Consider the following 12,473-nt stretch of genomic DNA (forward strand, 5'->3'; position numbering starts at 1 on the left):
CGACTTCCCGGGTCGAGCCGCGTCCGCAAGGGCGCCCGACCGGCGACGTCCTCATGCAGCCTTCGTGTCTACGGAGGCTGTTCTCGTTTACACCCTGCTTATCCATTCTTACAGGAGGTGTCACCCAATGCCTAACGCAAAGGTTTTAGCGGAAAAGCAGCAGCTCGTCAGCGAGGTGGCGGATAAGCTCCGCAACAGCGCGTGCACAGTCGTTGCCGATTACCGTGGCCTCTCGGTCGCGCAATCGACGGAACTGCGCAAGCAGCTTCGCGAAGCGGGCGTCGAGCTTCACGTAATCAAGAACACGCTCACTCGCCGCGCGACGGCCGCTACGGAACTGACGGAGCTCGACGAGCACCTGACGGGTCCGTCGGCGATCGCATTCAGCTCGGACATCATCGCTCCGGCGAAAATCTTGAGCAACTTCGCGAAGAAGAACGATGCGCTCAAGGTCAAAGGCGGCGTCGTCGAAGGTCGCGTCGTAGACGCGGCTCAAATCAAGGCGCTTGCGGACCTTCCGTCCCGCGAAGGACTGTTGTCCATGCTCCTCAGCGTACTCCAGGCTCCGATGCGCAACTTCGCGCTTGCGGTTAAAGCTGTCGGAGAACAGAAAGAACAAGCATAAATCTTATAAAATAATTGGAGGGTTATCCAAATGAGCAAAGAGCAAATCATTGAAGCCATTAAGGGTATGACCGTTCTTGAATTGAACGATCTCGTGAAAGCTATCGAAGAAGAGTTCGGCGTAACTGCAGCAGCTCCTATGGTAATGGCTGGCGGCGGCGCAGCAGCGGAAGCAGTCGCGGAGCAAACCGAATTCGACGTCATCTTGACGAGCGCTGGCGCTTCCAAGATCAACGTTATCAAAGTCGTTCGCGAAATCACGGGCCTCGGCTTGAAAGAAGCGAAAGAAGTGGTCGACAACGCACCGAAGCCGATCAAAGAAAAGATCTCCCGCGAAGACGCGGACAAGATCAAAGCGCAGCTTGAAGAAGCGGGCGCAGTAGTAGAAGTGAAGTAATCGAAGAGCCTATCGGCTTGAAAGCCCCTTGCGAGTGCGGTTCGCGCTCGCAGGGGGTTTTGCTTCACGCGGAGCGATTCCGGTTTTATGGGTGGGCGAGAAGCCGATGTCTAGGCGCATGCCGGAGCGTATGACCCGCGGACTGCGGCAAAGCGTACACCACTCATTTTCGCATTCGTAGAAGGGAGTCCGCCAAGGATGAGCGAGCATTATTATACGAAGACGCCGACCGCTGCATCGCAGCGCCAGACGGTCGAGGCGACGCTGCGCGGCAAACCGTATCGGTTCGTTACCGAAGCGGGCGTCTTCTCGAAGCGCGAGGTCGACTTCGGCAGCCGGGTATTGATCGAGGCGATGGACATTCCGAAAGACGCGAACGTGCTGGACGTCGGCTGCGGGTACGGGCCGATCGGGCTCGTCGCGGCTACGCTCGCGAGCGAAGGCACGGTTACGATGCTGGACGTCAACGAGAGAGCGGTCGAGATCGCGAAGGAGAACGCGGAACGGTTGGGGATTCGGAACGTGCGCATTCTGCAAAGCGACCGATACGAGGCGTTGGAGCCGAGCGCGACGTTCGACGCGATTCTCACGAATCCGCCGATCCGGGCGGGGAAATCTATCGTTCATAGCATCTTCGACGGGGCGTTCGAGAGATTGAAACCGGGCGGGTCGTTGTGGGTCGTCATACAAAAGAAGCAAGGAGCGCCGTCGGCGTTCGCGAAGCTGGAAGAACGATTTGGCGATGTACGTGAAGCGACGAAAGAGAAGGGGTATCGGATCTTTCAGGCCATAAAGCATAATTGACGATTTGTCAACGCCTTTTTGTTGACTTCATATGTGCGGTATGGTAGCATTAATAATTGTCAGCATTAAAATGCCTTACCTGTCTTTAGTTCGGTAAAATGTCAAGCACTTTTTTAACGCCGTGAAAGAAGCTAAAAAAATCCTCGAAATTTTCCGTCTTGACGTATATTGCCAAAGATTTCCGACTACGATAAATGATATGGAATTTTTCAGCTACCGCCAGGAAGAACGACTGCGCCGGAACATTCCGGCGGGGTACGCTTCTGCGCGGCGGGGCTCTTTTTTTCTCTTTTCCCATTCCGTTACCCAATAAGAGACGCTTCCGAAGAATGACGGTTTCGCTATCCTTAGTAGGACGGCGGCGCCCGTTATCCGGTTCGATTCAAGCGCTCCGTCCGCAGGATATGCGCTCCGATTCGAAAGCATGGCGCCTCTTGTTTCAATTTTGCTTGTTTTCGCGCTGTTCGTTACTCTATTCGGCAGTCCAGTAGACATGAGGGGTGAACGTAAGTTGGCAGGACATGTGGTGCAACTCGGTCGTCGTGAACGTAGAAGCTACGCTCGCATCAAAGAAGTATTGGGAATCCCGAACCTCATCGAGATCCAACAGAAGTCGTATGAGAGTTTCTTGGAGACGGGCCTGAGGGAATTGCTTCAGGATATTTCGCCGATCCAAGACTTTACGGGCAATCTGGCGTTGGAATTCATCGATTACAGCCTCGGCGAGCCGAAGTATTCGGTCGACGAGTCGAAGGAGCGCGACGTCACGTACGCGGCGCCGCTTCGCGTGAAGGTTCGCCTCATCAATAAGGAAACGGGCGAAGTGAAGGAACAAGAAGTGTTCATGGGCGACTTCCCGCTCATGACGGAGACCGGCACGTTCATTATCAACGGCGCGGAGCGGGTTATCGTCAGCCAGCTCGTGCGCAGCCCGAGCGTTTACTTCAGTAAGAAGTTGGACAAGAACGGCAAGAAGAGCTACACGGCGACCGTGATTCCGAACCGCGGCGCATGGCTCGAGCTCGAGACGGACATGAAGGACATCGTGTACGTCCGAATCGACCGCACGCGGAAAATTCCGGTGACGGTGCTTTTGCGCGCACTCGGCTTCGGCACGGACGCGGAAATTATCGATTTGCTCGGCGATAACGAGTATATTCGCAACACGCTCGAGAAAGACAACACCGACTCGACCGAGAAGGCGCTTATCGAAATTTACGAGCGTCTTCGTCCGGGCGAGCCGCCGACGCTCGAGAACGCGCGGAACTTGCTCATCGCGCGATTCTTCGATCCGAAGCGGTACGACTTGGCGAACGTCGGTCGTTATAAAATCAATAAAAAGCTCCACATCAAGAACCGTCTGTTCAACCAGCGCCTCGCCGAGACGTTGATCGACTTCGAGACGGGCGAGATCATCGCGGAAGCGGGCCAGATGCTGGACCGCCGTCTGCTCGACGAAGTGCTTCCGCATATCGAGAAGGGGATCGGGAACGCGGAATATCGCGTCGCTACGGGTCTGACCGAAGACGATACGATCCCGCTGCAGGCGATTTCGATCTTCTCGCCGAACGAAGACGCCAAGGTCGTGAAGGTGATCGGCAACGCGCAGGTCGACAAGAACGTGAAGAACATTACGCCGGCGGACATTATCGCGTCGATCAACTACTTCATGAACTTGCTCTACGGCGTGGGCAGCACGGACGATATCGACCACTTGGGCAACCGTCGTCTGCGTTCCGTAGGCGAGCTGCTGCAGAATCAGTTCCGCATCGGCTTATCCCGGATGGAGCGCGTCGTGCGGGAGCGGATGTCGATCCAAGACGCGAACGTCATTACGCCGCAGGCGCTCATCAACATTCGCCCGGTCATCGCTTCGATCAAGGAGTTCTTCGGCAGCTCCCAGCTGTCGCAGTTCATGGACCAGACGAACCCGCTCGCGGAGCTTACGCATAAGCGTCGTCTGTCCGCCCTCGGACCCGGCGGTTTGACGCGGGAACGCGCGGGCTTCGAGGTTCGCGACGTTCACCACTCGCACTACGGCCGGATGTGCCCGATCGAGACGCCGGAAGGTCCGAACATCGGCCTTATCAACTCGTTGTCGACGTTCGCCCGCATTAACGAATACGGCTTTATCGAGACGCCGTACCGTTGGGTCGATCCGAAGTCCGGGATCGTCACCGATCAAATTCAATATATGACGGCGGACGAAGAGGATAACTACGTTATCGCTCAGGCGAACGCCGAATTGGCCGATGACGGAACGTTCAAGAACGATTCGCTCATCGTCCGCTACAAAGACGAGAACTTGATCTTGCCGCGGGATCGCGTCGACTACATGGACGTCTCGCCGAAGCAGGTCGTCTCCGTCGCGACGGCGCTCATTCCGTTCCTCGAGAACGACGACTCGAACCGCGCGCTGATGGGTTCGAACATGCAACGCCAGGCGGTTCCGCTGCTCATCCCGAAAGCGCCGCTCGTCGGCACGGGCATGGAGCACAAGTCCGCCAAGGACTCCGGCGTATGTATCGTCTCGAAGGTGAACGGCTTCGTCGAACGCGCGTCCGCGAACGAGATTTGGGTTCGCCGCCAGGAGACGGTGGACGGCAAGCTCGTAACCGGAGATCTCGTGAAGCATAAGCTGCACAAGTTCATCCGTTCCAACCAGGGGACTTGCATCAACCAACGTCCGATCGTCCGCAAGGGCGACATCGTCAGAGTCGGCGACATCCTGGCGGACGGACCGTCCACCGAGATGGGCGAATTGGCGCTCGGCCGCAACGTGGTCGTCGCGTTCATGACGTGGGAAGGTTATAACTACGAGGATGCGATTCTTCTGAGCGAGAAGCTCGTGAAAGAAGACGTCTATACCTCGATTCATATCGAAGAGTACGAGTCCGAAGCGCGGGATACGAAGCTCGGACCGGAAGAAATCACGCGCGACATTCCGAACGTCGGCGAAGACGCGCTGAAGAACCTCGACGAGCGCGGCATCATCCGCGTCGGCGCGGAGATCGGCGCGGGGGACATCCTCGTCGGCAAGGTGACGCCGAAGGGCGTGACGGAGCTGACCGCGGAAGAGCGACTCCTCCACGCGATCTTCGGCGAGAAGGCGCGGGAAGTGCGAGACACGTCGCTTCGCGTGCCGCACGGCACCGACGGCATCGTCGTGGACGTGAAGGTGTTCACGCGGGAGAACGGCGACGAGCTGCCCCCAGGCGTCAACCAACTCGTTCGCGTCTACATCGCTCAGAAGCGGAAGATTTCCGAAGGCGATAAGATGGCCGGACGACACGGGAACAAAGGGGTTATCGCGCGGATCTTGCCGGAAGAGGATATGCCGTTCTTACCGGACGGCACGCCGGTCGAAGTCGTGCTCAATCCGCTGGGCGTTCCGTCTCGGATGAACATCGGTCAGGTGCTCGAGGTTCACCTCGGCATGGCGTCGAAGGCGCTCGGCATTCACGTCGCTACGCCGGTATTCGACGGCGCGCGCGAATACGACGTCTTCGACACGATGGAAGAAGCGGGCATGCAGCGCAACGGCAAGACGAAGCTGTACGACGGCCGGACGGGCGACTTGTTCGAACGCGAAGTGACGGTCGGCGTCATGTATATGATCAAGCTGGCGCACATGGTCGACGATAAAATCCATGCGCGTTCCACGGGTCCGTACTCGCTCGTTACGCAGCAGCCGCTCGGCGGTAAGGCGCAGTTCGGCGGCCAGCGCTTCGGCGAGATGGAAGTATGGGCGCTCGAGGCATACGGCGCCGCCTACACGCTGCAGGAAATTTTGACCGTGAAGTCCGACGACGTCGTCGGTCGCGTGAAGACGTACGAGTCGATCGTCAAGGGCGAGAACGTGCCGGAGCCGGGCGTACCGGAGTCGTTCAAGGTGTTGATCAAGGAGCTCCAGAGCTTGGGGATGGACGTGAAGATCTTGTCGGAGAACGAGGAAGAAATCGAAATGAGAGAGTTCGACGACGACGAGGACGTGTCCAACGATAAGCTGAACCTGAATCTAGAAGGATCCGAAGTAGGCATCGAGTAATTTCTATCGATCGTCGACGAGGATTTGGTTTCGTCGCCGGAGAGCCGCGTCATGCGGCTTGCCGGCGCCATAGATCGAACAAAATAGCAGGGAGGGTTGCTCCTTGATGGATGTCAACAACTTTGAATTTATGAAGATCGGGCTCGCCTCCCCGGATAAAATCCGTTCGTGGTCCCGCGGCGAGGTGAAGAAGCCCGAGACGATCAACTATCGGACGTTGAAGCCGGAGAAGGAAGGCTTGTTCTGCGAGAAGATCTTCGGACCGCAGAAGGACTGGGAGTGCCATTGCGGCAAGTACAAGCGCGTCCGTTATAAGGGCGTCGTCTGCGATCGCTGCGGCGTCGAAGTGACGCGCCAGAAGGTGCGCCGCGAGCGGATGGGCCATATCGAGCTCGCCGCGCCGGTTTCGCATATCTGGTACTTCAAAGGCATCCCGAGCCGGATGGGTCTCGCGCTCGACATGTCTCCTCGCTCCTTGGAGGAAATCATCTACTTCGCATCCTATGTCGTTACGGATCCCGGCGATACGCCGCTCGAGAAGAAGCAATTGCTCTCCGAGAAGGAATATCGCAGCTACCGGGAGAAGTACGGCTACGCGTTCCAAGCCGGCATGGGCGCCGAAGCGGTGAAGAAGCTCCTGCAGGACATCGACCTTCCGAAGGAAGTCGACTCCCTGAAGGAAGAGCTGAAGACCGCTCAAGGCCAACGCCGCAACCGCGCCATTAAGCGGTTGGAAGTGTTGGAAGCGTTCCGGAACTCGGGCAACGAGCCGGATTGGATGATCATGGACGTCTTGCCGGTCATTCCGCCGGAGCTTCGTCCGATGGTACAGCTCGACGGGGGCCGCTTCGCGACGTCCGACCTTAACGACTTGTACCGCCGCGTCATTAACCGGAACAACCGTCTGAAGCGTCTGCTCGATCTGGGCGCGCCGGACATTATCGTACAGAACGAGAAGCGCATGCTCCAAGAAGCCGTGGACGCGCTCATCGACAACGGCCGCCGCGGCCGTCCGGTCACAGGACCGGGCAACCGTCCGCTGAAGTCGCTGAGTCATATGCTGAAGGGCAAGCAAGGCCGCTTCCGTCAAAACCTGCTGGGCAAGCGCGTCGACTACTCCGGCCGTTCCGTTATCGTCGTCGGTCCGTCGCTAAAGATGTATCAGTGCGGTCTGCCGAAGGAGATGGCGCTCGAGCTGTTCAAGCCGTTCGTCATGAAGGAGCTCGTGAACAAGGGTCTCGCGCACAACATTAAGAGCGCGAAGCGCAAAGTCGAACGCGTCTCCCCGGAAGTGTGGGACGTACTCGAGGAAGTCATCAAGGAGCATCCGGTGCTGCTGAACCGCGCGCCGACGCTTCACCGACTCGGCATCCAGGCATTCGAGCCGATTCTCGTGGAAGGCCGCGCGATCAAGCTGCATCCGCTCGTCTGTACGGCATACAACGCCGACTTCGACGGCGACCAGATGGCCGTGCACGTGCCGCTCTCCGCGGAAGCGCAGGCGGAAGCGCGCATCCTGATGCTCGCGTCCGGCAACATCTTGAACCCGAAGGACGGCAAGCCGGTCGTCACGCCTTCGCAGGACATGGTCCTGGGAAGCTATTACTTGACGCTCGACAACATCGAATCCATGGGTACGGGCATGATCTTCCGGAACATGAACGAGGTCATTTCCGCTTACCAACGCGGCGCGGTTTCGCTCCATGCGCGGGTTGCGATCCCGGTATCGGCGCTCAATAAGACATCGTTCACGGAAGAGCAGCAGAAGGCGCTGTTGGTTACGAACGTCGGCAAGATCATCTTTAACGAGATTTTCCCGGCGGACTTCCCGTATATCAACGAACCGACGAAGGCGAACCTGCTGAACGGCGTCGCGGAACATTATTTTATTTTCGAGAAGGGCGCCGACGTTCGCGAACGCATCGCGAATGCGAGCTTCAAGGGCGCCGTCGGCAAGGACTATCTCGGCGCGATCATCGCGGAATGCTTCCGCAAGTATCACACGACGCAGACGTCCGTCATTCTCGACAATATCAAGCAGCTCGGCTTCACGTACTCCACGCGCGCGGGCATCACGATCGCCGTGGCGGACGTGAACGTACCGCCGGAGAAGGTCCGCATTCTCTCCGAATCCGAAGAGAAGGTACGCGTCGTGACGAACCAGTATCGCCGCGGCTTGATCACGGACGAAGAGCGTTACGACCGCGTCATCTCGATCTGGTCGAAGGCGAAGGACGAATTGACCGACATCCTCATGAAGTCGCTCGACAAGTTCAACTCGATCAGCATGATGGTCGACTCCAAGGCGCGGGGCAACAAGTCGCAGATTACGCAGCTCGGCGGCATGCGCGGCCTGATGGCGAACCCGTCCGGCCGGATCATCGAGTTGCCGATCAAGTCGAACTTCCGCGAAGGCTTGACCGTCCTCGAGTACTTCATCTCGACGCACGGCGCGCGGAAGGGTCTGGCGGATACGGCGCTTCGGACGGCCGACTCCGGCTACCTGACGCGTCGTCTCGTCGACGTCGCGCAGGACGTTATCGTTCGCGAGGACGATTGCGGCACGGATAAGGGCTTCATCGTCGGCAAGATCCAAGACGGCAAGGAAGTCATCGAGGACTTGTACGACCGGATCGAAGGACGTTACGCGTTCGAGACGGTACGTCATCCGGAAACCGGGGAAGTCATCGTCGGCCGCAACCAGTTGATCCGCGACGCGGAAGCGAACGCGATCATCGCCGCGGGCGTCGAGAAGCTCCAGATTCGTTCGGTGCTATCGTGCCGCACGCGTCACGGCGTATGCAAGAAGTGCTACGGCCGTAACCTCGCGACCGGCGCGTTCGTCGAAATCGGCGAAGCGGTCGGCATCATCGCCGCGCAGTCGATCGGCGAGCCGGGAACGCAGCTCACGATGCGTACGTTCCACACCGGCGGCGTCGCGGGCGACGATATCACGCAAGGTTTGCCGCGGATTCAGGAGCTCTTCGAAGCTCGGAACCCGAAAGGCCAAGCGATCATCTCCGAAATCGACGGCGTCGTGAAGGAAATTCGCGAGGCGAAAGACCGTCGCGAGATAGAGGTCGCCGGCGAAGCGGAATCCAAGACGTATTCCGTTACGTACGGCTCCCGGATCCGCGTCACGATCGGTCAGACGATCGAGGCGGGCGACGAGCTGACGGACGGTTCGATCGACCCGAAAGAGATGCTCCGCATCAAGGGCATCCGCGGGGTGCAGAACTATATCCTGCAGGAAGTTCAGCGCGTATACCGGAACCAGGGCGTAGAAATCAACGACAAGCACGTCGAGGTCATGATTCGTCAGATGCTGCGGAAAATCCGCATCGTCGACGCGGGCGACACGACGCTCTTGCCGGGCTCGTTCGTCGACATCCACGAGTACGAAGAAGCGAACCGCGTCGCCCTTATGGACGACAGAGAGCCGGCCGTCGCGCGTCCCGTTTTGCTCGGGATCACGAAGGCGTCGCTCGAGACGGATTCGTTCCTCTCCGCGGCTTCGTTCCAGGAGACGACGCGCGTGCTGACGGACGCCGCGATCAAGGGCAAGGTAGACCAATTGCTCGGCCTCAAGGAGAACGTCATTATCGGCAAGCTCATTCCGGCCGGTACGGGGATGTCCCGTTACCGCGGCATCAAGGTCGTAGACCCGAATGCGGCGCCGGAGGAAGACCTCGATACGGCAGCGGAGCCTGTAGCCGTGGAATAAAGGCGGAAATTCGGCAGGTCGATGTAATCGGCCTGCCGGCCTTATGGCTGCCAATGATTGATACGCTTTTTGTCTTGACATGGGCTAGACCCGGTGATAATATGTTACAGTGTGCCAAAAAGGTACGGTCTCATGCGAGATGTTCTTTGGAGGATATTTCAACAATGTCTTATGATGAAGAACTGCGCGGTAGACAACTGCGCATCGGCACCAAGCAAACGACGAAAGCGGTGGAGATCGGTACAGCCGCCAAGGTGTTTGTTGCAAGGGACGCAGATCCGAAGCTGACGAGCAAAATTGTGACTCTAGCGAAGAAGATGAGCGTTGAAGTGACGTACGTCGATTCCATGAAACAACTCGGTAAAGCTTGCGGAATCGAGGTCGGCGCCGCAATGGCCGCTATAGTGAATGAATGAAACCATGTTTTTGTCCAGGGATTCCCGAGACAAGGACATTCTCTTTTGTTCACATATGACTCACCTGGATCTGTGGACTTAACATTTGATTTACAAACGTATTGAAGGAGGTGCAACATATGCCAACTATTAACCAGCTCGTACGCAAAGGTCGTAAAGCGAAAGTCGTAAAATCGAAGTCGCCGGCCCTCCAAAAAGGGTACAACGCGCTGCGTCGCGAAGAGACGGACCTCAGCGCTCCTCAAAAGCGCGGCGTCTGCACTCGTGTCGGCACGATGACGCCGAAGAAGCCGAACTCGGCGCTTCGGAAATACGCTCGTGTACGCTTGACGAACAAGGTCGAGGTTACTGCCTACATCGGCGGGATCGGCCACAACCTTCAGGAGCACAGCGTCGTTCTCGTTCGCGGCGGTCGTGTTAAGGACCTTCCGGGTGTCCGTTACCACATCGTTCGCGGCGCGCTCGATACTGCAGGGGTTAACAACCGGATGCAAGCTCGTTCCAAGTACGGTACGAAGCGTCCGAAAGCGAAGAAGTAATTCTACAAAAATCTGCAAGACAAGAATAGCGACTAGGAATGAATTGGTTGCGAAAGGGGGATAACTATGCCACGTAAAGGTCCAGTTCCGAAGCGCGACGTGCTTCCGGATCCGATTTATAACAGCAAGTTGGTAACTCGTCTCATTAACCGAATCATGATCGACGGTAAGCGCGGGGTCGCCCAGACGATCCTGTACGACGCGTTCGAATTGATTCGTCAACGTACGGGCAACGAGCCTATGGAAGTATTCGAGGCGGCGATCAAGAACATCATGCCGGTACTCGAGGTCAAAGCTCGCCGTGTCGGCGGTGCAAACTACCAAGTTCCGATCGAAGTGAAGCCGGAGCGCCGCACTTCGTTAGGTCTTCGTTGGTTGGTCAACTACTCGCGCAATCGCGGCGAGAAGACGATGACGGAGCGCCTTGCCGCTGAAATCATCGACGCCAGCAACAACACGGGCGCATCGGTCAAGAAGCGCGAAGATACGCACAAGATGGCCGAAGCGAACAAGGCGTTTGCCCACTACCGTTGGTAGGATTTATACAAAACTAGGATAGAAGGGAGAGCTAACGAATGCCAAGAGCGTTCTCTTTGCAGAACACGCGCAACATCGGCATCATGGCCCATATCGACGCGGGCAAGACGACGACGACCGAGCGCATTTTGTTCTTTACCGGACGCGTTCATAAGATCGGCGAAGTGCATGAAGGCGCCGCGACGATGGACTGGATGGAACAAGAACAAGAGCGCGGCATCACGATCACGTCGGCTGCGACGACGGCGCAATGGAAGGGCCATCGCGTCAACATCATCGACACGCCAGGACACGTAGACTTCACGGTTGAAGTCGAACGTTCCTTGCGCGTACTCGACGGCGCGGTTGCGGTATTCTCCGCTAAGGAAGGCGTAGAGCCGCAATCCGAAACCGTATGGCGTCAAGCGGAGCGCTACGGCGTACCGCGGATCGCATACGTCAACAAGATGGACATCATCGGCGCCGACTTCTTGAACGCAGTCGAGTCGATGAAAGATCGTCTCGGCGCGAATGCGGTTCCGATTCAGCTGCCGATGGGCGCCGAAGCGGACTACGTGGGATACGTCGATCTCGTCACCAACGTTGCTTACCGTTTCACGGACGACATGGGCAGCTTGGAGGAATTGAGCGAAATCCCGGCCGAGTTCAAGTCGAAGGCCGAAGAGCTTCGGAATCATTTGATCGAGAAGGTCGCGGAACTTGACGAAGACTTGACGATGAAATACCTCGAAGGCGAAGAAATTTCCGTCGACGAGCTCAAGGTTGCCCTGCGCAAAGGTACCGTAGCGGTGAAAATCTATCCGGTTATCGCAGGCTCTTCCTACAAGAACAAAGGCGTACAGCCGATGCTCGACGCGGTTATCGATTACTTGCCTGCTCCTACGGACGTTCCGGACATCAAGGGCGTTCTGGAAGACGGCACGGAAGTCGTTCGGAAATCCTCCGACAGCGAGCCGTTCTCGGCGCTTGCGTTCAAGATCATGACGGACCCGTATGTCGGTCGTCTGACGTTCTTCCGCGTATACTCCGGTGTTCTTAACTCCGGTTCGTACGTATTGAACGCGACGAAAGGCAAACGCGAACGGATCGGCCGGATTCTGCAGATGCACGCGAACTCTCGCGAAGAGATTCAAGAAGTGTACGCGGGCGACATCGCTGCAGCGGTAGGCCTTAAGGACACGATTACGGGCGATACGCTCTCCGACGAGAAGAGCCCGGTTATTCTCGAGTCCATGAACTTCCCTGAGCCGGTTATCTCGATCGCCGTCGAGCCGAAGTCCAAAGCGGACCAAGACAAGATGGGCGTCGCGCTCACGAAGCTCGCGGAAGAAGATCCGACGTTCCGTTACTACACGGACGAAGAGACGGGCCAGACGATCATTCA

General features: G+C 57.6%; 9 protein-coding genes and 1 other annotated feature (1 of these 10 running past the window's edge). All 9 genes read left to right on the plus strand.

The genetic code is table 11. The features are described from left to right. Positions 1-95: a sequence feature (ribosomal protein L10 leader region), on the plus strand; it begins 74 nt to the left of the window's first position. A 32-nt stretch (positions 96-127) separates the two neighbouring features. After that, on the plus strand, positions 128-625 hold the full coding sequence (gene rplJ / locus RIN49_RS19365; protein ID WP_138198081.1) for a 50S ribosomal protein L10: 498 nt from the start codon (positions 128-130) through the stop codon (positions 623-625). A gap of 30 nt (positions 626-655) precedes the next feature. Further along, positions 656-1,021, plus strand: coding sequence for a 50S ribosomal protein L7/L12 (gene rplL, locus RIN49_RS19370; protein WP_138198080.1), 366 nt, complete (start codon positions 656-658; stop codon positions 1,019-1,021). Positions 1,022-1,219: 198 nt separating this feature from the next. After that, on the plus strand, positions 1,220-1,825 hold the full coding sequence (locus tag RIN49_RS19375) for a class I SAM-dependent methyltransferase (RefSeq protein WP_309121793.1): 606 nt from the start codon (positions 1,220-1,222) through the stop codon (positions 1,823-1,825). A gap of 493 nt (positions 1,826-2,318) precedes the next feature. Beyond that, positions 2,319-5,873: a DNA-directed RNA polymerase subunit beta gene (gene rpoB / locus RIN49_RS19380; RefSeq protein ID WP_309121794.1), complete on the plus strand. Its 3,555-nt coding sequence runs from the start codon at positions 2,319-2,321 to the stop codon at positions 5,871-5,873. Positions 5,874-5,976: 103 nt separating this feature from the next. Further along, positions 5,977-9,597 (plus strand): DNA-directed RNA polymerase subunit beta', encoded by a 3,621-nt coding sequence (gene rpoC, locus RIN49_RS19385; RefSeq protein WP_309121795.1) that lies wholly within the window; start codon positions 5,977-5,979, stop codon positions 9,595-9,597. A 164-nt stretch (positions 9,598-9,761) separates the two neighbouring features. Further along, on the plus strand, positions 9,762-10,013 hold the full coding sequence (locus RIN49_RS19390; RefSeq protein ID WP_138198075.1) for a ribosomal L7Ae/L30e/S12e/Gadd45 family protein: 252 nt from the start codon (positions 9,762-9,764) through the stop codon (positions 10,011-10,013). A 119-nt stretch (positions 10,014-10,132) separates the two neighbouring features. Beyond that, on the plus strand, positions 10,133-10,552 hold the full coding sequence (rpsL, locus tag RIN49_RS19395) for a 30S ribosomal protein S12 (RefSeq protein ID WP_138198074.1): 420 nt from the start codon (positions 10,133-10,135) through the stop codon (positions 10,550-10,552). Between the two features lie 66 nt (positions 10,553-10,618). Beyond that, a complete protein-coding gene (gene rpsG, locus RIN49_RS19400) occupies positions 10,619-11,089 on the plus strand; it encodes a 30S ribosomal protein S7 (RefSeq protein ID WP_138198073.1) in 471 nt (156 codons plus the stop codon). Positions 11,090-11,127: 38 nt separating this feature from the next. Beyond that, positions 11,128-12,473 (plus strand): elongation factor G (gene fusA, locus RIN49_RS19405; RefSeq protein WP_309121796.1); only part of this gene is annotated, 1,346 nt, incomplete at its 3' end.

The organism is Paenibacillus sp. (genome assembly GCF_031177825.1).
Taxonomy (GTDB): domain Bacteria; phylum Bacillota; class Bacilli; order Paenibacillales; family YIM-B00363; genus Paenibacillus_AE.